At 65.4% G+C, this 21822-nt stretch carries 21 protein-coding genes and 3 pseudogenes; 18 read left to right on the forward strand and 6 right to left on the reverse strand.

Annotated features, from left to right (window positions below):
* The first annotated feature begins 133 nt into the window (after positions 1-133).
* The 4 genes from IV113_RS26205 (at position 134) to IV113_RS05690 (ending at position 1711) form a co-directional block, all read left to right on the forward strand.
* On the forward strand, positions 134-292 hold the full coding sequence (locus tag IV113_RS26205) for an integrase core domain-containing protein (RefSeq protein WP_353056817.1): 159 nt from the start codon (positions 134-136) through the stop codon (positions 290-292).
* Positions 293-402: 110 nt separating this feature from the next.
* On the forward strand, positions 403-615 hold the full coding sequence (locus IV113_RS05680; RefSeq protein WP_291081672.1) for an energy-coupling factor ABC transporter permease: 213 nt from the start codon (positions 403-405) through the stop codon (positions 613-615).
* Positions 616-833: 218 nt separating this feature from the next.
* A complete protein-coding gene (locus IV113_RS05685; RefSeq protein ID WP_291081673.1) occupies positions 834-1403 on the forward strand; it encodes a cob(I)yrinic acid a,c-diamide adenosyltransferase in 570 nt (189 codons plus the stop codon).
* A 131-nt stretch (positions 1404-1534) separates the two neighbouring features.
* Positions 1535-1711, forward strand: a complete 177-nt coding sequence (locus IV113_RS05690) for a hypothetical protein (RefSeq protein WP_291081674.1) — start codon at positions 1535-1537, stop codon at positions 1709-1711.
* Positions 1712-2212: 501 nt separating this feature from the next.
* Here the strand turns inward: IV113_RS05690 and IV113_RS05695 are convergent.
* Positions 2213-5404: an AAA family ATPase gene (locus tag IV113_RS05695; RefSeq protein WP_291081675.1), complete on the reverse strand. Its 3192-nt coding sequence runs from the start codon at positions 5402-5404 to the stop codon at positions 2213-2215.
* 132 nt (positions 5405-5536) lie between these two features.
* Between IV113_RS05695 and IV113_RS05700 the strand changes: the two genes are divergently transcribed.
* Both IV113_RS05700 and IV113_RS05705 read left to right on the forward strand, forming a co-directional pair.
* Positions 5537-5743 (forward strand): hypothetical protein, encoded by a 207-nt coding sequence (locus tag IV113_RS05700; protein WP_291081676.1) that lies wholly within the window; start codon positions 5537-5539, stop codon positions 5741-5743.
* 49 nt (positions 5744-5792) lie between these two features.
* A complete protein-coding gene (locus IV113_RS05705) occupies positions 5793-6524 on the forward strand; it encodes a group 1 truncated hemoglobin (RefSeq protein WP_291081677.1) in 732 nt (243 codons plus the stop codon).
* Here the strand turns inward: IV113_RS05705 and IV113_RS05710 are convergent.
* From IV113_RS05710 to IV113_RS05730, 5 genes and pseudogenes are all read right to left on the reverse strand, one after another.
* Positions 6521-7046: pseudogene (locus tag IV113_RS05710) on the reverse strand (methyl-accepting chemotaxis protein); the annotation flags it as partial. The gene IV113_RS05705 and the pseudogene IV113_RS05710 overlap by 4 nt on opposite strands.
* Positions 6965-8048: pseudogene (locus IV113_RS05715) on the reverse strand (maleylacetate reductase). The pseudogenes IV113_RS05715 and IV113_RS05710, both read right to left, overlap by 82 nt.
* Position 8049: 1 nt before the next feature.
* Positions 8050-8916, reverse strand: a pseudogene (locus tag IV113_RS05720) (intradiol ring-cleavage dioxygenase).
* A gap of 276 nt (positions 8917-9192) precedes the next feature.
* Positions 9193-10356, reverse strand: a complete 1164-nt coding sequence (locus tag IV113_RS05725) for a CaiB/BaiF CoA-transferase family protein (protein ID WP_291081678.1) — start codon at positions 10354-10356, stop codon at positions 9193-9195.
* Between the two features lie 19 nt (positions 10357-10375).
* A complete protein-coding gene (locus tag IV113_RS05730; protein ID WP_291081811.1) occupies positions 10376-11839 on the reverse strand; it encodes an aldehyde dehydrogenase family protein in 1464 nt (487 codons plus the stop codon).
* 270 nt (positions 11840-12109) lie between these two features.
* Between IV113_RS05730 and IV113_RS05735 the strand changes: the two genes are divergently transcribed.
* The 12 genes from IV113_RS05735 (at position 12110) to IV113_RS05790 (ending at position 21821) form a co-directional block, all read left to right on the forward strand.
* Positions 12110-13306: an ABC transporter substrate-binding protein gene (locus tag IV113_RS05735; RefSeq protein WP_291081679.1), complete on the forward strand. Its 1197-nt coding sequence runs from the start codon at positions 12110-12112 to the stop codon at positions 13304-13306.
* 73 nt (positions 13307-13379) lie between these two features.
* Positions 13380-14264: a branched-chain amino acid ABC transporter permease gene (locus IV113_RS05740; RefSeq protein ID WP_291081680.1), complete on the forward strand. Its 885-nt coding sequence runs from the start codon at positions 13380-13382 to the stop codon at positions 14262-14264.
* A 12-nt stretch (positions 14265-14276) separates the two neighbouring features.
* Entirely contained in the window at positions 14277-15212 is a 936-nt protein-coding gene (locus tag IV113_RS05745) for a branched-chain amino acid ABC transporter permease (RefSeq protein ID WP_291081681.1), read from the forward strand.
* Entirely contained in the window at positions 15205-15966 is a 762-nt protein-coding gene (locus IV113_RS05750) for an ABC transporter ATP-binding protein (RefSeq protein ID WP_291081682.1), read from the forward strand. The genes IV113_RS05745 and IV113_RS05750 overlap by 8 nt, the downstream gene beginning before the upstream one ends.
* On the forward strand, positions 15963-16697 hold the full coding sequence (locus IV113_RS05755) for an ABC transporter ATP-binding protein (protein ID WP_291081813.1): 735 nt from the start codon (positions 15963-15965) through the stop codon (positions 16695-16697). The genes IV113_RS05750 and IV113_RS05755 overlap by 4 nt, the downstream gene beginning before the upstream one ends.
* 16 nt (positions 16698-16713) lie before the next feature.
* A complete protein-coding gene (locus IV113_RS05760) occupies positions 16714-17652 on the forward strand; it encodes a branched-chain amino acid ABC transporter permease (protein ID WP_291081683.1) in 939 nt (312 codons plus the stop codon).
* Positions 17642-18541, forward strand: a complete 900-nt coding sequence (locus tag IV113_RS05765; protein ID WP_291081684.1) for a branched-chain amino acid ABC transporter permease — start codon at positions 17642-17644, stop codon at positions 18539-18541. Before IV113_RS05760 ends, IV113_RS05765 begins: the two co-directional genes overlap by 11 nt.
* On the forward strand, positions 18538-18969 hold the full coding sequence (locus IV113_RS05770; protein ID WP_291081685.1) for a FixH family protein: 432 nt from the start codon (positions 18538-18540) through the stop codon (positions 18967-18969). Before IV113_RS05765 ends, IV113_RS05770 begins: the two co-directional genes overlap by 4 nt.
* Before the next feature lie 37 nt (positions 18970-19006).
* The gene (locus IV113_RS05775) at positions 19007-19765 is read left to right on the forward strand and encodes a 3-oxoacyl-ACP reductase family protein (protein ID WP_291081686.1); all 759 of its coding nucleotides are present in this window, start codon (positions 19007-19009) and stop codon (positions 19763-19765) included.
* Between the two features lie 47 nt (positions 19766-19812).
* The gene (locus tag IV113_RS05780; RefSeq protein ID WP_291081687.1) at positions 19813-20751 is read left to right on the forward strand and encodes a glutathione S-transferase family protein; all 939 of its coding nucleotides are present in this window, start codon (positions 19813-19815) and stop codon (positions 20749-20751) included.
* A 25-nt stretch (positions 20752-20776) separates the two neighbouring features.
* Positions 20777-21193, forward strand: a complete 417-nt coding sequence (locus tag IV113_RS05785; protein ID WP_291081688.1) for an ester cyclase — start codon at positions 20777-20779, stop codon at positions 21191-21193.
* A 22-nt stretch (positions 21194-21215) separates the two neighbouring features.
* Positions 21216-21821, forward strand: coding sequence for a glutathione S-transferase N-terminal domain-containing protein (locus tag IV113_RS05790; RefSeq protein WP_291081689.1), 606 nt, complete (start codon positions 21216-21218; stop codon positions 21819-21821).
* Position 21822 lies beyond the last annotated feature (1 nt).

Genomic DNA, 21822 nt, shown 5'->3' on the forward strand with positions numbered 1-21822 from the left:
CGCAGGTTAGGTTCGTCCTTGTGGACTCGCCCTCCTGCTTCCCGTTGAACTGCGGAATGTGAACCACACCGCGAGCACCAACGGTCGCGAGTATAACGGGGAGGCCCAGTACTCACCATGCAGCGCCCGGTTCGTGCCCCCTCCCGTAGGTCTCGACCACACACAGCCTGGAAAGCCCACGGACAACGGGCTTATCGAGTCGTTCAACGGTCGCTTGACCGCTATCACGTCGGCCAAGTTGCACTTGGAGCAGCGCCGGAGGCAAGCCGATACCGCTCGCGGACACAGCTAGGAAAATCATCACAAATCCCGCGACAAGGACGCCAGACCCAAGGGGGGCGCTACTCCAAGGGTGTCCGAGGTTCACTTCATTGTGGGTTCCGCCTTGCTGCTCTGCTGGGCGTGGGTCAAGCAGCCGTTGGACTTGCTGCCGGTCTGCTGATCCAGAGGCTGTTCTTCGCCCCCGCCGACCTGCCGCAGTACGGCATGAACGTCACAACACTGCAGGTGCCGCTGTTCGCCACCGCCGCACTGGCCCACAAGGTGATCCCCGCTGACGTAGGCTACGCCGACATCCGCTCTGCGCATACACTGGAGCTGTATCTGGCCCACTAGGGCGGCATCGTTTTGTGGGTGGGCTTCTGGGCTCTCTACAGCCAGGGCTTTGACGCCGATAACCTTTCCAGCATCGGAAGCTTCGCCGCGGCCTACATGACAGTCGTGTTGCTTGACCCCTGATCGACCTCGCCATCCTGGCCATTGCCAAGACGCTGCGCCTTCTCGAAGGCACCTCGCTGGTGGAGCGCAGTCTTAACAACGTAGCCTGACCCACTATGAACATTGAAGCTCTACCAGTCCAACCGTATGTGGACGCGCAACAAGAGGAACGGCGCGGTTTGATAACAGTGCACACTGGTTCCGGCAAGGGTAAGAGCACGGCCGCATTAGGCTTGGCCCTGCTTGAGCACGGCCATGGCAAGGAGGTGAAGGTTTACCAGTTCATGAATATGCCGACGACGCGGTTCGGAGAACATCGCCTTCTCGAGCAGCTCGGCATACCTATTGAGGGTCTTGGCGACGGCTTTAGTTGGAAGAGCTGCGATATGCACCACTCGGCCGGACTCGTGTTGCAAGGCTGGGCCAAAGCCGAGGCTACGATCCGCGCTGGCAAACACTCCCTAGTGGTGCTGGACAAAATCATGTTTCCGCTGTGCCACGGTTGGATACCCCTGGATGCCGTTCTCGCCTGCCTGCTGGAGCTCCAGCAGCACGTGCACGTGGTGCTCACCGGGCGCGGTGCTCCTGCAAAGCTGATCGAGCTGGCCGATACGGTGACAGAAATGACGTTGATAAAGCATCATTTCAAAGCGGGCGTGCCAGCCCAGCGAGGCATCGATGACTGATGAAGGCTGGTGCGGGCTGTAGGCCATCGGGTTTGTCCAAAGAGACGGTGCTCATAGCGGGGGATCACCCGCCAAAGTTCCCGCCACGAAGGAATGGTGGGGGGGCTCAAACTCCAGATCGCGGTGTCACCATGCGCTCCATCGGCGACGGCGGAGAACAGGAACGCCAGCGTGCTCAGCAGTACCGGCTATGGCAGAACGCACTGTCGATACGCTGGCTGGTCACTTCAGGACTATTGGGCCGCATTGCCGCTGACTTCGATCGCGATGCAGTGCGGATGGACGTCGACGATCGGCAACGTCATTGAGCGGGCTGTAGGACGCAACACTTATGGTCGCTATTTGCTTTCTACATCAGCGCTTTGACAAAACTATTGCCGCTCAGGGTCGGGAGCACCAACTCGCCTTAAGCACATGCGGTAGTTCGCTTACGGACCGCTATCAATGATGGCCAAATACCCGGTCCTGAGCGTGAAGCGGCCATACTCATGGTCGACCGTCTAATGACCGTTGACGGCCGACGCTGCCAGCCATGAGCTCAATCCCTAATGACTCAGTTCAGTCTTGAACGATCTTCCGGGCATCGGCCGGCGGTGCGCAGCGTTTGCGGACGATAGGCTGGAGCTATGAGATTGCGTTCTTCCCCACGTCGCAGTCATCCCGTCTTTTGAAATGCAATCCAGCCCGACAGATTTTCAGTAACGCTACAGCTCGAGCCGGCCATGCGTAAATCGGGTAGGTGCGTTACGACAAATTTGAAGCTGGCATCTAGAAAATTTGACGCCTCCTTTCAAGGCCGCATGGCGCTGTCATTTGCGTTCACGTCGCCCACCGACTCCCACCGTTGCCAGTGCTTCACAACGTTCGGCGTCAAGCGGTTGCCCTGCCTCCCAAAACCGCAAAGCTGCTGCGCTAAAGCGCGAAGCCGTTTCATCACGATGGCGTCCTTCGGCGACACCGACATGTCCGCACACTTCCTGGTGGGCTGCGTACCAGGCGGGCTGGCGCATGACCACGTTGGCCAGGTAGGCGCATTGCTCTTCGTGTTGGTGCGCCAGGTCGATCTCGCCAGCGCGCGCGGCCGCAATGGCCGCCGGTACCGCGAAGGTGATTCGGCAACCTGGGCACGTCTCCAAAGGTCCACGAACCGATTCGCTGGCATCCTCCATCACGTGCAGCGCTGCAGCCGGATCATCGGCATGCAAGCTGATTCGGGTGCCGTAGATGCGGTCCAGCAGGTGGAATCCGATGTCGGTCTGCCTTGCAACGTCCAACGCTTCGTCAATCAAGGCACGGGCTTCATCGCGGTGCCCTTCGTGTAAAGACACTTCGGCCAGCCGCTGCAGCGACAGTGCCTCCCCCACCGGCCCGCTGATGGCACGGTGCAGGCGGGCCCCTTCACGCAGGTGGATCCGGGCAGCGCTCAGATCCCCGGCCAGCCACTCCGCTTCGCCTCGCAACGTCGTTCCAAACGCCAGGCCGCGCGCTGCACCGATCCGCCGCGCTTCGGTGCAGAGGGCTTCTGCAAACGCGATCACATCGGAATACGGGCGAGCGCCGTAGAGAAACCGTTGGGTGATGCACAGATGGCCGTCGAACACCCGCACCGCCAGGTGCGGAACATGGCTGGTCTCCTGCAAGTCGGCCCACACGCTGCGGTGCAGATCACCGCGTGCGTGCGCCGCAGCCGCCTGCGCCCAGGATGCGATCACCAGCGAACTGGTGTCCCCTGTTTGCAGCGCGAGCTTGCGTGCAATGGCCGCCTTCTCGGTGCCCATCGCCGGATCGGCCGCACCCAGCGCAGCCGCGCCACTCCAGGCCAGTGCTTCGCACAGGCGCCCCTCGACCGACGTGGGGTGAACGCCTTCCAGTGCGAGCAGTGCACCTTTGGGATCGCCCTGCTTGACCTGTGCAAGCGCGGCCTTGGCTCGCAGGTCGTGGCTGCCCGGCTCCCCCGCAGCGTTGGCTGCGAGGCGGTACGCGAACAAGGCGGCGGGGTCGCCTTGGGCATCCAGCGCCTCGGCGCGCAGCCGCAACGCCTCCGCATGCCCTCCGTCCACGGCCAGCAGCGGTTCGAGCTGACGCAACGCGTCACCGAAAGCGGCCAGGCGCATGGATTCACGCGCTGCTGCCAACCACCAGACCACGGCTTCACGGGGCAGACCACCGGCTTGCCAATGTGCGGCAATGCGCCCCGGCGAACCCTCGCACTCGACGAGTGCCTGCGCAATCAACCGGTGCATCTTGACGCGTCGATGCGGAGCAATCTGCGCCAACAAGGCCTCACGCACCAGCGCGTGCCGAAACAGATAGCGCCCGTTGGACACCACCAGAACACCCGCCTCAAGTGCGCCGTCCAGTGCCGGGAAGGCCTGAACCTGAGCCTGCGTGGCCAACGCGGTGACGGTGTCGACATCGAATTCATCGCCTGCCAGCGCCAGCCAGTTGAGCAGCGCCAGGGAAGCCGGCGGTGCATCGCACAAGCGCTCCGTGATCGCATCCGACGTGCTGGCGGGCAGCCGTTGCAGACCGCCCGACGCGACGCAGCGCGCAAGCTCGATGGCGACAAAGGGGTTGCCCTGCGCTTTGCCAGCAATGTGTTCAACCAGCTTCTGATCCGCAGGTGGCGCCATCACGCGCTGCACGAGTCGACACACCTCGTCATTGCCCAATGGGTGCAAGTCCAGCATCTGCAACACCCCGACGCGCTCCAGCCGAGCCAGCCCGCGTGCCAGTGCGGCATCTTGAGCCATGGGCCGGACCGTCATCAGCACACACAGCGGGGCACCGGCCATCGTCAGCTGGATGAGCACTTCGGCGTCGGAATCTTCAGCAAGGTGGGCGTCATCCACCTGCACCAGCAAATCGCTTCCAGCGTACCCACACATGAGCAGACGTCGCACGGCGCCCACCACCTGGTGCCGGCTCAGAGGACCCGGGAGTTTTTGAGCGGGAGCGGCCAAGGAGGTGAGCTGTGCGAGCACCGCATGTGCCGGTGCGCCAATCCGGTCGAGCACACTTCGGTCTTGCAGGATCAGGCGCTCGGCCATGGAGATGACCACACAGTAAGGACGACCGCTTTCGGTGGCGTCCACACGCAGCACCTGCCAGCCTCGCTGGCGCGCTTCTGTCTCGACCTCCCTGCTCAACGCACTCTTTCCGATGCCGGCAGGTCCCCTCAGTACGATGCCTCCGGGTCGCTGATTGGCCGGCACTTGTATCCACGCAACGATCCGGGCCAGTTCGGCAGTGCGGCCCACAAAGGCAGGCCCGTCAGCCTGCAGGCCCGCAATGCATCGGTCATACAGGACGCGCGTCCGGGCATCGGGCGTCACGCCCAGTTCATGCTGGAGCACCTCGCGCAGGTGGGCATACCAATGCAGGGCCGAGGCGCGGTTGCCTTTGTCCAGCGCCTGTTGCATCAGTTCACGGTGCGCAGCCTCGTCTGTGGGCTCCAGCGTGGCAAGCCGTTCCCACTGGGCGCTGGCGCGCAGCAGCGCGAGCAGCCGGGCACGAAGCCGCTCCCGGGTGGCTTCGGTCCACGGTTCGTAGCGCGACCCTGGCAGCACATCGCCCGTGTAGAGCTGCGCGGCGCTTGCGCACGCGGCTGGATCGGCCTGGCGAAGCGCTGCATCTGCCAGTGCTTCGAAGGCATCAACATCAACCTCGGCAACACCATGAGGCCACAACACCAGCTCGCCTCCCGCGATGGTGATGGCGTCATGCCGACCCAGCGCCTGGCGCGCGTGAAACACCGATTTGCGCAAGTTGGCCGCGCCCGCTTCAGGCTCCAGCTGAGGCCACAACGCGTCGATGATCAGATCCTTCGTGGCGCGCCGTCCAGGCTGCAGACTGAGCAGCTGGACAAGGTGCGAGGCGCGCAGGCTTGGCCAGCGCTCGGCCGGTAGATCGACGCCCTCTGCAACGACCGTGAAGCGGCCCAACAGACAGATCGAAAGTCGTCCGGCGGCGTGGGCTGGGTGCGGGTTGGCGGTGTTCATGACAGGCAGTGTGGGCCGTCTCGACGGGCTCGACAAGTGCCCCACGCGCCAGGAACGTTTCAGGAACGGGCGATGGAAATGATGGGCTCAAGTCGTGCAATCCCGCGCGGCTTGCCAACCCAGGAGCACCCCATGAACACCGAACGCATTCAGGTTCCCCTGTCCACCCATGGACAAGCCCGCCTCGACATCCCGGCCCCCTTGACACAAGAACTGCTGACCGTGCTTGAGCAGTCGTTTGCACAAACCCTCGCCCGTCTGCGTCGCGGACTGTCGGTGGATGCCCTCGATCCCGCGCTTGTCGAGTACGCCTCGTGGATGCCGGCCGGTCGGCAGTGAAAAGTGCGCCAGCACCCTCTCAGACAACCCCACCACCAGGAGAACCACCATGCAAACCGTTTCTGCCTCCACCCTGTACGAACGCCTGGGCAGCCACGACGGCATCGCCCGCATCACGCGCGAGCTGATCAAGAACCACCTGAGCAACCCGCTGGTGAAGACCCGCTACGAAAACATCAAGGATCTCGAACGCGTCGAGCAGCGCGTGGTGGAGTTCTTTTGTGCCGGCGCGGGCGGACCCGAGTCCTACAGCGGCCAGGACATGCTGGCCACACACCGGGGCATGAACGTGAGTGAACAGGAGTTCATCACGGTGATCGATGACGCGATGGACGCTTTGGAGAAGTGCGGTGTCGAGCCGTCCACGGCTGTCAAAAGCAGCCGCTCGACGCCGCTCTCGACCCTGAAGCGACGTTGGTCCGCTCGAAATCGTCGTCCGCAATGGGCGGGTAACCCAAATTCGACACCCCGGTGGCACGCGCACGCGCCAGCCGGAGCCAGGGGTGTCGACTCCTTGGCAACCTCTCGGGTTGCCACCAGCCACGATGGCCGGCACACCGGGCCCCGAGTCGGGGCGGCGCGGGCACGGCAATCAGAAGCTTGCCCACTCGTCGTTGGTACTGGTCTTCTGAGCTGTTGGCTCGGCCGTTCGGGCCGCTCTGGGTGCATGGGCTTGGTGTGCCGAATGGGCTGCGGACTTGGTGCCTGTGCCCTCTTGCCAAAGGCCGGGCGCGTCACGTTCTTCGCACGCGCCGGGCTGCAGCGCTCGGCAGCGCTCTAGTCCTGGGCTGTAGCCAGCGCCAGGGCCCCAGGCGCCAACTTGAACCTGCTGACTACCTGCACCAGCGTCTGGGCCTGGGTCTTCAGGCTTTCGGCGGCGGCAGCGCTTTCTTCCACCAGCGCGGCGTTCTGCTGGGTGGCTTGGTCCATCTGGGTCACTGCCTGGCCGACCTGACCAACGCCGTTGCTCTGCTCGACCGAGGCCGAGCTGATTTCGCCGACGATGTCGGTCACGCGGCGGATCGAGGTCACCACCTCGTCCATGGTCTGTCCAGCCTGACCCACCAACGCTGTTCCCTGCTCGACACGTTCCACGCTGGCACTAATCAGACTCTTGATTTCCTTGGCCGCGTCAGCGCTGCGCCAGGCTGCGCACCTCGCTGGCCACCACCGCGAATCCTCGACCCTGCTCGCCGGCACGCGCAGCCTCCACTGCGGCATTCAGCGCCAGGATATTGGTCTGGAGGGCAATGCCATCGACAGTGCCGATGATGTCGGCAATGCGGCGCGAGCTGTCGCTGATGAGCGCGGGTTCCAGTAGGGGTTGCTGACCCCAATGTCGGCCGCGCGGTCCACGTCCGCCGCCTGCATGCCGATGTCTTTCAGCGCCACCGGCGCTCCGTTGTCGCGAGCGAGGTCAAACAGTGCCGCTGCGGCGCTGACCTGGTCGGTGGTGCCGAGGGCGCGGGCCATGCGGGACATCGCATCGGGCACGGCCTCAGCCTTGAATGCCATGGCCTGCGGGAGCACCACGGTATGCACCTCGGCGTGTGGCAGGTTGAAGCTGCCGCCCAGGGTGTGGCAGCGCTTGTGGTGCAGTGCCATGCCCACGTTACCCAACACCGTGCCACACAGCCAAGCACCGTACAGCGCGTCGCCGCGCGCTTTCACGTCGTCTGCACTTTGGCGAATGGCAGGCAAGGCCTGCGCAAGGGCGCGGATGCCTTCTTCGGCCATCAGGTTCATCACTGGGTTGCTGTCTTGTGCGTACAGCCCCTCAGCTGCGTGGGCGATCGCATTCATGCCGCTGGTCACGCTCATTGCAACCGGCAGGCTCAGGGTCAGCTCAGGGTCTTAGATGACGGTGCGTGGCAAAACGCGCGCGTCTTTGCCTGTCTTTTCAGGCCGGCTTCGGTGATGCCATAGATGGGGGTCATTTCGCTGCCGGCGTAGGTCGTGGGGATCGCCAGAATGGGTAATCCTGAACCCAGCGCGATGGCTTTTCCCAGACCCGTGGTGGACCCACCGCCGATGGCGATGGCGCAATCGGCGCCCAGGCGGTGAGCGACTTCGCGCGCCTCCTTGGCGGTCTCGATGGTACATGCATCACTGCCCGGGAGAAGATGCCTGCGGCACGGCTGCCCAGGCGGTCCGCCACCATCTGTGCCTGCGGCGCCTGCTCGGGCGTTGACAGAACCAGTGCACGCCTCGCTCCAAGCAGGTCGATCTCGTGCTCCAGATGCACCAGAGAGCCCGCACCGAACACCACGCGCGACGGCTGTCCGTTGTAGACAAAGTCTTTCATCTCACCGACCGTGTTGAGCGTTGCTTTCGTCTGCGCGATCTTGCGCTCGATTGAGCACGAAGTCGTACGTCAGCTGGTAGCTACCATCGGGTTGCGGCGCCCAATCGCACACCAGGGACTGGCGCACACCGAACACGGCATCCGAGTCCAAGTAGTCGCTGTTCTTCCTGAATACGTGGGTGATCAGGGTCTCAAACCCGGGTGCCGTAATCATGAAGTGCAGGTGGGCCGGGCGCCAGGGGTGGCGACCGGTGGCTTCCAGCATCTGGCCGAATGGACCGTCGTGCGGAATCGCGTAGGGCACCGCAACAATGGATCGGAAGTGGTATTACCCATGAGCGTCTGCGGTCACGATGCCGCGTGACTGGGCGTGGTCGAGGTCTGGGTGCTGCACGTCGTAAAGACCATCGTCATCGGACTGCCACACGTCGATCACCGCTCCGGGCACAGGCTCACCGTCAAGCCCTTTCACCTTGCCGCGCACCAGGCAGGGCGTGCCATTGGCACCGTTGGCGATGTCTTCGCCCAGTTCGTAGCGTGGAGCGCCCTCCACATGAAAGGGGCCAAAAACGGTGGACTCGGTGCAACCCTCGGGCTTGTCATTGTTCATCGCCACGGTCAGCATTGACAGGCCCAACACATCGGACAACAGGATGAACTCCTGGCGCTTGTCATCGGTGATGTGTCCGCAACGGGTCAAAAAATCGATGCCCTGAAACCAATCTTGCTCGGTCAGTTTGACCTCGTGCGCGAAGGCATGCAGGTGCTGAACCAGGCTCGTCATGATCTCCTTCAAACGGGCGTCCGGCGTGTTGGAAAAGCTGGCGACGACGGCCTGGGTGATGTTGTTTTGGTTGAGGTTGCGCATAGTGGCTCTTGGTGGGGCGTGATGACGGGTTTCTCTGTCAATCGGTTGTGCGGCCGATCACTTGATCAAGCTCGTCGGGAAACCAGCCATGACACTGCTCTTGTCCGTACTGTGCGCCCGCACCGGTATCAATGATTCAACTCGGCGCCAGAACTCATCACTCACCGCCCACGATTCGACCCGCTTGCGTGACACCATGCATTCGCCCCTCGCCGCTTGAAGTATGGCTCAGGGCGATGGTTTACTCTTTACGTATAAGTTCTTAGTCGCCTGGCCTCAGCGCGCGAGCGAGGCCGCTTCGGTGGCGGCGAACTCGGCACGCAGCGCGCTGCCGTGGGCATCGAGCACCGGTGCCTCACGGTAGCTGTCGTCGTCCCACTCAGTGATCCAGGGAAGGGCGGGCACGTCGGCGGCGTGGCCGTTCACGTTCATGCGGCGCGTGCGCAGCTGCGGGTGCGAGATCAGGTCCTGCACAGAGTTGACGCTGCCGAAGGCGGTCTTCGCGGTAGTAAGACGATCGATCGCCTCAGCCGAGGTGAGGGTGGCGAACACTTCGGACACGGTGCCGTCCACCAACGGGCGGTTGGCCACGCGCGCCGCATTGTTGTGGAAGCGCGGATCGGCCGGCAGGTTGGGCCGGCGCAGCACCTCGCGGCAGAAGTCCACCCACTCGCGCTCGTTCTGGATAGACACCAAGATGTCGCGGCCATCGGCGCAGGTGAAGGCGCCGTAGGGTGCAATGGACGGGTGCTTGAGGCCCACGCGTTCTGGCGCCTTGCCGCCATGGCGTGTCTGCAGGAACGGCACACCCATGAGTTCAGTGGCCGAGTCGAACAGCGACACCTTGATGCCCGAGCCCTGGCCGGTGCGCTCGCGCAGAAACAGCGCCTGCTGAATACCGATAAGTGCATTCATGCCGGCGGTGATGTCGCACAGCGACACACCGATGCGGCCCCACTCCCCCGGCGCGCCGCTGATGGACACCAGCCCGCTTTCGGCCTGGATCAGCAGGTCGTAGGCCTTCATGAGCTGCAGGCTGCCGTGGTCGCCGTAGCCGGAGATGTCGCAGGTGATTAGGCGCGGGTGGCGCCGGCGCAGGGCCTCAGATCCGATGCCCAGCCGTGCCGTGGCGCCAGGCGCCAGGTTCTGGATGAACACATCGGCCCGGGTCAGCATGCGCTCCAGCAGCGCCATGTCGTCGGGCTGCTTGAGGTCTAGCGCGATCGATTCCTTGCCGCGGTTAATCCACACGAAGTAAGACGACTCCCCGTGCACCGCATGGTCGTAGCCGCGTGCAAAGTCGCCCTCGGGGCGCTCGATCTTGATGACCCGCGCGCCGGCATCGCCCAGGCGGCTGGTGCACCAGGGCGCGGCCACGGCCTGCTCCAGCGCCACCACGAGGATGCCGTCAAGCGGCTTGGCTTTTTGGTGTCCGCTCATGTGCGCTCCCCGGTGCACTTTAGCCGTGGTGGTGCACCACCGTCTTGACGGTGCTCATTTCTTCCAGGGCAATGAACCCCTTCTCGCGCCCGTGGCCACTGCGCTTGGTGCCCCCGAACGGAAGCTCGATGCCGCCACCGGCACCATAGCAGTTGATGAACATCTGCCCGGTCTTAATGCGCTTGGCGATACGCGCCTGGCGGTCACCGTCGCGCGTCCACACGCTGGCCACCAGCCCGTATTCGGTGCCATTGGCAATGCGCACCGCGTCTTCCTCGTCGTCAAACGGGATGGCTGCCAGCACCGGACCGAACACCTCTTCCTGCGCCAGGCGTGAGGCCGGGTCGACCGGGCCGAACACCGTCGGCGGCACGAAGTGGCCGCCTGCAGGCAGCGTGGCTGGCATCGGGGTCTGCACCATCACCGGCACGCCGGTGCCGGCGTTCTCCTCGATGTAGCGCAGCACACGCTCAGCCTGTCGCGCATTGATGACAGGGCCGAGGTCGGGGTCCTGCTCGGGGGTGCCGATGCGCAGGGCGCGGAACTTGTCGTTCACGCGCTGCATGAAGCTGTCGAAGATGCTGCGCTCGACCAGCACGCGACTGCCGGCCGAGCAGGTCTGGCCGGTGTTCTGGGTGATGGCCTTGACCACGGTCGTGGCGGCTTTCTCGAGGTCGGCATCCGCAAACACCACCTGTGGGGACTTGCCACCGAGCTCGAGTACTACCGGCACGTAGTTCTTTGCCGCAGCGGCCTGCACGAGTTCGCCGGCCTGGGGCGAACCGGTGAAGGTGATGAAATCGATACCGCGGTGGCCCGACAGTGCAGCACCCGCCTCGGGGCCTATGCCGGTGACGATATTGATGCTGCCAGGTGGGAAGCCCACCTCGTGCGCCAGTTGCGCCATCTCGAGGCAGCTGAGGCAGGCCTCCTCGGAGGGCTTGAGCACGGTGGCGTTGCCCATTGCCAGGGCCGGCGCGATGGTACGACCGAACATCTGGGCCGGGTAGTTCCACGGAATGATGTGGCCGGTAACGCCGTGCGGCTCGCGCACGAGCTTTACGTCATAGCCCGCCAAGAATGGGATGGTGTGACCGTGGATCTTGTCAGCAGCGCCACCGTAGAACTCGAAGTAGCGCACGAGGGCCTGCAGGTCGTTGCGCGCCACTGTGATGGGCTTGCCCGTGTCGTTCGCCTCGATCCAGGACAGACGCTCGGCCTCGTCAGACACACGCTGCGCCAGTTTCATGAGCAGCCGGCCGCGCTCGGTGGGTGTCATGCGGCCCCATGGGCCGTCGAGCGCGGCGCGGGCGGCGGTCACGGCACGGTCGATCTCGGCGCTGCCGCCGCGCGCCAGGTGGCCCAGCAGCTCACCGGTGGCCGGCGCCTGCGTGGGCACGGTGCGACCGTCTGCCGAGGCGACCCACTGGCCGTCAATGAAGTGGCGGTGCGTCTGCGCCACGATGGGGCTGCCGGTAGGCATGCTGAGGCGGCCGGGCACGGCGGGGATGGCGGCGATGGTGGTCATAGGTCTGTCTCCGGTGGTGCGTGGAATGGGTGGATTGTGGAAAGCCGAGCCCCCGGCTGGAATTGCTTTTGTGCGAAGCGTGCATTGCCGAGGCCGCAACACGTCCGTTGCGTCGGGCTTAACTCTGCTTTGCCCACTTCGAAATAGTCCAACCCGGCCATCGGCCCGACACTGCGTCGGCGCCGGCCCCTGACCTTCACGGTCATCACAACCAGGAGACAAACCATGCAACGTCCCACCGCCATCCTCTCGGCACTTGCCTGCGCTGCGGCGCTGGCTTCGTTCGCGCCGCCCGCACACGCACAAGAGCGCACCATCAAGATCTATGGCATGGGCGCCAAGAGCGGCGTCGTGCGCATCTTCGGCATCCAGAGCGAGGCCGCCATGCAGGCCGCGGCCGACCAGATCAACGCCGCCGGTGGCGTGACGCTGGGCGATGGAGCGAAGGCGAAGATCGTCATCGACTACCTCGACGACCGCTGCAGCGCTGAAGAAGGCATCAACGTGTTGCGCCGCATCGCTTCGCAGCCCGATGCCATCGTGGCCGTGGGCCCGACCTGCAGCAACGTGGCCGAGCCGGTATTCGGCATCCTGCAGAAGAAGGCCGGCGACGCGAGCGACTCGGGTATTCAGTTCCCGCTGTACACCGACGTGGCAGCCAAAGGTGGTCTGGCCTCGATTTCCGAATGGTCGTTCCGCAACGTGCCCAGCGAAGCCGCCATGTACAAGTCGGTGTTCGAGTGGGTGGGTGCAACCCGCAAGGAGCTCAAGACCTTCTGGGGCGGTGTCGAGAAGGACTTCGCACACAGCAATGCAACCTACAACGTGATGAAGGACAACGCTGGCAAGGTGGGCTTGGAGGTGCTGGGCCAGAGCGAGTGGTTGTTGGCCGACACCACCTTCAGCACCCAGGTGCGCGAGATGAAGCGCGCCAACCCCGACGTGGTGGCTATCTCGGCCCACCCGTTCACCACCTGCGGCGTGCTCAAGGAGATGCAGCGCCAGGGTGTCAAGCCCAAGCTCGTCATCGGCCTGACCAGCTCGTCGAGCATGGAGACGCTGCAGGGCTGTGCGCAGCAGGCCGAAGGCATCATCATCCCGACCAGCTTCGCCCCCGTGACAGCCGAGGCCAAGGCCGCAGCAGAAGCGGTAGCGGCGAAGAAATCCAACATGGACCTGCACAACGCGGCTGCCTGGGAGAACATCTTCACGCTCAAGAAGATCATCGAAGAGCAGAAGATCATGGGCAAACCCGATACTGTGGCGGCCGACCGCCAGAAGATGCGCCAGGGCCTGGCTGCGCTCAAGCAGACGCAGGGCCTGCTCGGTCCGATTGAGCGCGCGGCCGACCGGGAGGCGATCAAGCCCTTCCTGTTCGTGCAGGCCAAGGGCGGCGCCTGGACCGTGGCCCACAAGCCTTGACCGGCTTGTCCGGTTCTAAGCCGGAGGCGCCCCGCGCGGGGCGCCTTCTTTGCACACCCAACGCTCCCGCTCCATGACCTACCTCGACCTGCTGGACCTGACGCAGTCGGTGATCGATGGCGTGCTGTTCGGCACCATCTACGCACTGATCGGCATTGGCTTCACGCTCATATTCGGCGTGATGCACAAGATCAACCTGTCGTACGCGGCCGCGTCGGTGGGGGCTGCCTACCTCAGTCTGCTCATCGCGCAGACCGCACCGCCGGCGCTGGTGTTTTTGGCCGCGGCGCTGGTTGGCGGTGTGCTGGGCGCGTTGGTGTACGTGGTGTGCTTCCGCTTCCTGCCCCTCAACAAGCCGCTGGCTACGCTGATGTCTACCGTGGGCATGCTGCTGCTCATTGAGGAAGCCATCGTGCATGCCACCGCCGGTATGCCGCAGAACTACCCTGCTATGTGGGTGGGCTCCAACATCGACATCGGGCCGCTCTCGCTGCGCGGCGACCTGCTGTTCGTGTTCGTGCTGGGCTGCGCCGCCATGGTCGGCCTGACGCTGCTGCTCAAACGCACCCGCCTGGGGCTGGCCACTCGCGCCGTGTCGCAGCAGGCCACGGCCGCCCGCCTGTGCGGCATGAACATCACCACCACCAACCTCAGCACCTTCGTCATCGCGGGGCTGCTGGGCGGCATCGCCGGGGCCATGGCCGGAGCCGCCATCGGCGTGCTGTCCCCGCTGCTCACGCTGCCGCTTACCGTCAAGGGTTTGGTGGTCACCGTGATTGGCGGGCTGGGCAGCATCCCGGGCGCCATCGTGGCCGGCCTGCTGGTGGGAGGGTTCGAGAACCTGTTCCAGTACTGGCGCGGCGTCACCGAGCGCGACATCTACGTGATGCTGCTGCTGTTCGCCTTTCTGGTGTTCCGTCCGGGCGGGCTGTTCAAACCGCCGGCTGGCCGCGACTGAAAGAGACACTCCATGGACTTCTATCTCGGACTAGCACAGGTCATCGGCGTGCACACCTTGCTGGGCCTGTCGGCCTGGTGCGTGCTGCAAACCGGTCAGGTGTCGCTGGCGCAGGGCGGCTTCTTCGCGGTGGGCGCTTATGCCGCCGGCATGCTCACGTCGATGGCCGGCTGGCCGCTGTGGCTGGCGCTGCCGGCGGCCGCCTTCATAGCGGCCGTAGTTGCCATCGCGGTGGGTTTTCCCGCGCTGCGGGTCAAGGGCCTGATGCTGGTCGTGGCCACCACCGCGTTCGCCGAAATCGTTCGCCTGTTCTTCTTCAACCTCACCTGGCGCGTGCCGGGCCCCGAAGGAACGCCGATTGGCCCCGACGGCAGTCTGGGCTTCGGCGGCATTCGCTACTTCCCAAGCAACGGCTGGACCTCGACCGAGATCGTGCTGCTGATCTGGGGTCTGGTGCTGATGGTGATGGCGGTGCTCGCGTGGCTGGACCGCTCGCGTGTCGGCACCCTCTGGCGTGCCGTGGGCGAGGACGAGGTGGCCGCCCAGAGCGTGGGCGTCAACCTGACTGCCGCCAAGGTGTCTGCCTTCGGCATCGGCGGCGCCATCGCGGGCGTGGCCGGCAGCGTGTTCGCGCACTACACCACGCATATCGAGCACTCCAACTTCACCATCCTGCTGGCCACCTTCGCCATTGCCTACCCCATTCTGGGCGGGCTCTCCAGCCTGTTCGGCACCGTGCTGGCCGTGGTTTTCATCCAGGGCATCCTGATTGAGGGCCTGCGTTTCCTAGGTGACTGGCGCAGCCTGCTGTTCGGGGCGCTCATCCTGTTGATGATGCTGGTGCGTCCCAGCGGCATGATCACCTCGCCACTGGGTCGGTTGCTGCGCGGTGGCCGTGCGCCGGACGGCCAGAGCGATGCGGGCAACAAGGAGAAAGCCCATGCTTGAGTTGCAGCAGCTCAGCCGCCATTTCGGTGGCGTCAAGGCCCTGGACCAGCTCGACCTGACGGTGCGCAAGGGAGAGATCCTGGGTCTGATCGGACCGAACGGCTCGGGCAAGAGCACCACCGTCAACTTGATTGCAGGCCTGTATGCGCCTACCACCGGGGCGCTGCGCTTCAAGGGGCAGGACATCGGCCAGTTGCCGGTGCACACACGCGCGGAGCTCGGGATCGCGCGCACCTTCCAGAACATCCGACTGTTCGGCAATCTGACGGTTTGGCAGAACGTCTGGGCAGCGCGCGTGGTGCGCGAGGGCGGCTGGTCGGGCCTGAAGGCGCGCTGGCTGGCCTCCGGCCATCAGGCGCGCGAGGAGGTGCAGCGCCTGTTGGCCTTCAGCAACCTGGCCGACAAGGCCGATGTGCTTGCGGGCAATCTCGCTTTCGGCGAACAGCGCCGCCTCGAACTGGCGCGCGCCGCGGCATCGGGCGCCGAGCTGCTGCTGCTGGACGAGCCTGCCGCCGGCATGAACGCCGAAGAGATCGAAGAACTCGACCAGCGCATCCGGGAGCTGCGAGATCGCGGCCACACGATCCTGCTAATCGAGCACCACATGGAGCTGGTGATGGAGGTCTGCGACCGCGTGGCGGTGCTCAACTTCGGTCGCAAGATCGCCGAAGGCACACCCGCCCAGGTGCAGCAGGACCCGGCCGTGCGTGCGGCCTACCTGGGCGCCGACGACTCCGTGGCCCAGGCCGCCTGACCGAGGAAACAACCATGCTGATCATTGAAGGACTGGCCACGGCCTACGGCAAGATCGAAGCGCTCAAGGGGGTGGACCTGACGGCGCAGAGCGGGCAGGTGACCTGTCTGCTGGGCCCTAACGGCGCGGGAAAGACCACGCTCATGATGACCGTGGCGGGCATCCTCAGGCCAAAGACGGGCTCGATCCGTTTCGAGGGTGAAGAGCTGGTGGGCAAGTCCAGCGCCGACATCGTGGCGCGCGGTCTGGCCCTGGTGCCCGAGAACCGGCTGGTGTTCCCTGTGCTCAGCGTGCGCGAGAACCTCATGGCTGGAGCCTTCCGCCGGCGCGACCGCAACGCCATCCGCGACGACATCGACCGCATGTTCGTTCGCTTCCCGCGTCTGAAGGAACGGGTGGACCAGATGGCGGGCACCTTGTCGGGTGGCGAACAGCAGATGTTGGCGGTGGCACGGGCGCTGATGTCGCGGCCACGCCTGCTGTTGATGGATGAGCCGTCGGTGGGTCTGGCCCCGCTGGTGGTGGCCGAGATATTCCAGATCATCCGGCAGCTGCACGCAGAAGGGGTGAGCATCTTCCTGGTCGAGCAGAACGCCCACATGGCGCTTAAGGTGGCGCAGCACTTCTACCTGATGGAGCAGGGTCGCGTGACCTTCTCGGGCAATCCGGGCGAGATGAGCAGCGATGACGTGATCCAGCGCGCCTACCTCGGGCAGCGTCGGGCTGCCTGAGTCGCAGGTGCGTGTGGTGCAAGACCTGCTGCAACGCACGCTCGATGGCTGGCTTGAAGGATCGGCTTACGCACTCGTCGGCCTGGGCCTGACCCTGACGTTCGGCACGCTGCGCCGCCTCAATCTTGCCTACGGAGCCACCGCCATGCTGGCCGCTTACGTGGGCGCTTGGTTGTTCACCCGCCATGCCGTGCCGGCCTGGGGCGTGGCGCTGTGCGTGATCGGCGGAGCTGCGCTGATCGGTCTGTATGTCGAGCGCCTTTGCTTCGGCGCGCTGGGTCGGGCCGATGGTCACGAAGGGCGTGGCAGCGCGATGCGCTTGGGCAGCGGCTTCGACGGGCGCGAGGTGGTTGCGCTGGCGTCGAGCTTTGCGCTCTGGATGCAGCTTGAACAGCTCGCGGTCAACCTGTTACCGCGGCACCTCAATGCCTTTCCGCATCTGTCCTCGTCCACCGAGTGGGCCTGGCTCGGTCTGTACCTGAGGCCGGATCGGCTGGTGGTGGCCTTGCTCGCCATTGGGCTGACCCTGGCCCTGGGCATATGGCTGCAACGTACGCGCGGTGGTCTGGCCTGGCGGGCCACCGCCACCCAGCGCACGGCGGCCGGGCTAGTGGGCATCGCCGTCGGCCGCGTGCAGGCCACGGCCTTTCTGGTGGCCTGCGCGTTGTCCGGCGTGGCAGCTTTTGCAGTGCTGGCCATCGAAGGCCAGGTCACGCCCATGCTGGGCATGTGGATGCTCACCAAGGGCCTGGTGGCGGCCATGCTGGGAGGTCTGGGCAGCGTGCGCGGCGTGCTCTGGGGTGGCTGGCTGCTGGGCATCGTGGAAGCGCATGCGCAAGCGGCATTCGGCCCGGTGGGGCGGGAGTTCGCCAGCTGGGCCTTGTTGTTCGCCGTGCTGGTGCTGGGGCCGGCCGGGCTCCGTGGGCTGCAGGGGAGAGTGGTTCATGCCGGTTGATCAGGCCATCGGACTCGCGACCGACATCGCGATCTTCTCGCTGCTGGCGCTGTCGGCCTACCTCGTGCTGCTGGTGGGGCGCATCTCGTTCGGGCAGCAGGCCTATTTCGGAGTCGGTGCCTATGCGTCGGGGCTGGCGTCCACACTGGCCCAATGGCCCCTGAGCCTGGCGCTGCTGCTCGGCATGGTTGTGGGGGCTGTGCTGTCGGTGATGCTGGCGTTCCCGACGCTGCGTCTGTCCGGTCTGAACTATGCGGTGGCCACGCTGGCGCTGGCCGAGATGATGCGTATCGGCCTCCTGAGTTGGCACTTCACGCACGAGATCGACGGCCAACCGGTGGGGCCGCAGGGTGCGGACGGTTTCCGTGACATCCGCTGGCTGCTGGAGAACGATGTTTCCCCCGGCTTCTTTCTATTGATCTGCGCGGGCACGCTGCTGGGGGTGTTGCTGGCGCTAGCTTGGCTGCGCCCTCGCCGTCTTGGACTGGCGTTGCGGCAGGTGGGCCACGACGAAGCACTGGCCGCCAGCCAGGGCCTGCCGGTGCTGCGGCTACAGCTGTTTGCGGTGGGCCTGGCGGGCGCGCTGGCCGCACTGGGGGGTGGGCTGTACGCGCACCGCGCCACCTACATCGAGCCCGCGCTGTTCGATTCCATGTTGGGCGTACACGCGGTGGGGTACGCGCTGATCGGCGGGCTGGGCACGGCGCTGGGGCCGCTGATCGGCGTGGCCTTCGACATCGGACTGCTCGAAGCCACCAAGGTCTTTGCCGGCTGGCGCATGGTCGTCTTCGGCGGGCTGGTCGCGCTGTTCCTGCGATACCGGCCCCGGGGCCTGCTCGACGAAGTCACCGTGCACCGATTGTCCCGATTCCTACGGAGGAAAACATGATGAAACGCCTGTGCATAGCTGCAGCCTTGCTGTCGTTGCTCCAGCCAGTGGCCGCACAGACCCGCCGACCGCAGGTGGACCTGCAGTGCGACGCCCATGGCCTGGGCCCGATTCTGGATTGCCGCGTAGGACTGCGCACCGCGCAGGGCGAGCCCATGAGCGGCGCCAGCGTCACGCTGGGCGCCACGATGCCGTCGATGCCCATGGCCCATTCGGTGCGGCCGGTGAAGGCGGTGCCGGGCGTGGCGCCGGGAGAATACCGTGGCGAACTCGCGCTCGAGATGGGTGGCTCCTGGGCGATCGAGATCGACATCGCCGGCCCGGTGCGCGAGCGCGTGGTGCGCGTGCTGCTCGCCGAGGAATGCGCCGACAACGGCCGTTGCCTGGCCCGGCCGGCGCGCCCGGGGACCGCACCCCACAAACATTGAACATCCACTCCCATTCACCAACCCAGGAGACCGCACTGTGTCATCAACCCCTTTGCTCGACGGCCGGACCGTCATCGTCACCGGTGCGGCCACCGGCATTGGCCAGGCATTTTCGCTGGCTTGCAGCGCCCAGGGCGCGCGCATCGTGGTGGCCGACATGGGCCCGGCCGACGAGACCATGGACCTCATCGCCCGGGCCGGCGGACAGGCGCTGTACGTGCGCGCCGATGTGGCCGACGACGCGTCCACGCAGGCCATGGCCGCGGCCGCCCTGCAGCGATTCGGCCGCATAGACGGCCTGATCAACAACGCAGCCTACTTTCGCGAGGTCAAGCTGACCGATTTCGAGGACATCGACCCGGCCCAGTGGGACCGCATCTTCGCAGTCAACGTGAAGGGCGTGTGGAACTGCTGCAAGGCCGTGATGCCCTCCATGCGTGCTCAAGGCAGCGGTGCCATCGTGAATATCGCGTCGGTGGTGGCGGTGGCGGGCCAACCCGGCTATCTGCACTACGTGGCCACCAAAGGCGCGGTGCTGTCCATGACCAAGGGTCTGGCCAAGGAGGTCGGCAAGCACGGCGTACGGGTGAACTGCATCGCGCCGGGCTTCGTCATCACCGACGCTACGAAGAACCGCCCCATCGAGTGGCAGCAGTCGTTCCTGAAGGCTCGCGCCATCGGGCGCGAGCAGCGGCCGGACGATCTCGTCGGCACCGCCGTGTACATGCTGTCCGACCTGTCGGGCTTCGTGTCGGGACAAACGCTGGTGGTCGACGGTGGCCACATCATGTACTGAAGACCGCCGGACAACCTCACAAGAACACACCTCACCGGAGACATTCCTTGACCGACATCGTTCTTCACAACTACGCGCTCTCGCCCTTCTCGGAAAAGATCCGCACTACCCTGGGCCTCAAGCGCATCGCCTGGCGATCGGTGGATGTGGCGCCGCTGCCACCGCGTCCCCTGCTGGCCGCGCTCACCGGTGGCTATCGCCGAATCCCGGTGCTGCAGATCGGGGCCGACATCTACTGCGACACCAATGCCATCCTGCCCGCGCTGGAGCGCCTGCAACCCGAACCGTCGCTGTACCCGAATGATTGCGAGGGCCTGGCGCGCGGCATGGCATTTGCATGGGAGCGGGCGGTCTGGATCCCCACCATCGGCGTGCTGGTGCACTACATTGGTGACGCATTGCCGCCGGAGTTCATCAAGGACCGCAAGGAGGGCTATCTGGGCATCGACATCAGCAAGCCGGCGATGGCGCCCGGACTGCCGCACCACCTGCAGGTGCTGCATGCCCAGTACAGCTGGCTCAAATCGGCGCTGGCGGCGGCGCGTGTCCGCGGCTACGATTTCCTGTTCGGTCCCACCCCCAGCGTGCTCGACCTAGCCTGCTGGCAGACGACCTTCCTGCTGCGTAAGAACTCGCCGCCCGAGGTGGATGTGCTGGCCGGCCTGCAAGGACTGGAGGCCTGGTACGACCGCCTGGCAGCCGTCGGTCACGGATATGTTACGCCGATGATGCCCGAAGAAGCGCTGGCGGCCGCAGCGGCCGCGCGCCCCGCGCCCGTCACCCACCTGCGCCCCGACGGCGACCCGGCCGGTCTCAAGCCAGGCGCCGCCGTCGTGGTGACCCCCGACGACAACGCGCGCGTGCCGGTGCACGGCACGCTGGTGGCCGCCAGCGACGCCCAGGTGGTGATCCACCGCCACGACTCGCAGGCCGGCGACCTGCACTTGCACTTTCCCCGCCTGGGGTTCGACGTGCTGCCCGCCTGATTCCGCCGACCAAGGAGACCAGATCATGACAACGGAAGCCAACAAACAGCTCTGCCGCGACTACTTCACCGCCTTCCTCAAGAGAGACGTAGCCTGGATGCAGAAGCACATCGCACCGACCTTCGTGCGCCACGATCCGGGACTGCCCTTCGAGGTGCGTGGGCCGGCAGGTGTGGCACAGCTCCACGACGCCCTGATGCCGGCCTTTCCCGACATGAGGTTGCCGTTGGAGGATTTCGTGGCCGAAGGCGAGAAGGTGTTGGTGCGCCTGCGCGTCCAAGCCACGCACACCGGGCCGTTTGGCGACATGCCCGCGACCGGGCGCAAGATCGACATCGGTGTGCTCGATCTGTTCCAGATCCGCGATGGCGTGCTTATCGAACACTGGGCGCTGCTCGACAACCTGGGCATGCTCAAGCAACTCGGCGCGCTGCCGGCCTGACCCTCGCCCACAGGAGACACATATGCACTTGCTGGCCAACACCACCTCGCCCTACGTCCGACTCGCGCGTATGGCGCTGATCGAAAAAGGCGTCGAGGTCGAACCCACCATCGTCGATCCCTGGGCGGACGATCCCCGCCTGCGCGCAGCCAACGCGGCCACCCGCGTGCCCACGCTGGTGCTGGACGACGGAACGCCCATGACTGAAAGCCTGCTCATCGTGCAGTGGCTGGAAGCCACCCGACCCGGTACGCCCAGCCTGCTGGGCAGCGATCCTGCCGGTGTCCTGTCGCGAACCGGCATCGCGCTCGGTGTGATCGATGCAGCCGTGCACACCATCATCATCCGCAAGGTGACGGCGCCAGCCCTGTTCGACGAGACGCCGGTGGGGCTGCGGAGGCGCCGCTCGATGCTCGAGGGCATGCAGCGACTGGAGGCGATGGCTGCGGAGGGCCGCTTGCGTACCGACGATGCGCCCACGCTGGACGCGCTGGCCGCGATTGACGCACTCGACTACCTTGATTTCCGCTTCACCGATGCGCCGTGGTTGCCCGCGATGCCGGCGCTGCGTGACCTGGGCGCGGCGCTGGCGCAACGGCCGTCGGTGCAGCGCACCCGCCCGCACTGAG

Origin of the sequence: Hydrogenophaga sp. (genome assembly GCF_018780385.1) — a bacterium.
In the GTDB taxonomy this organism is placed as follows: domain Bacteria; phylum Pseudomonadota; class Gammaproteobacteria; order Burkholderiales; family Burkholderiaceae_C; genus Hydrogenophaga.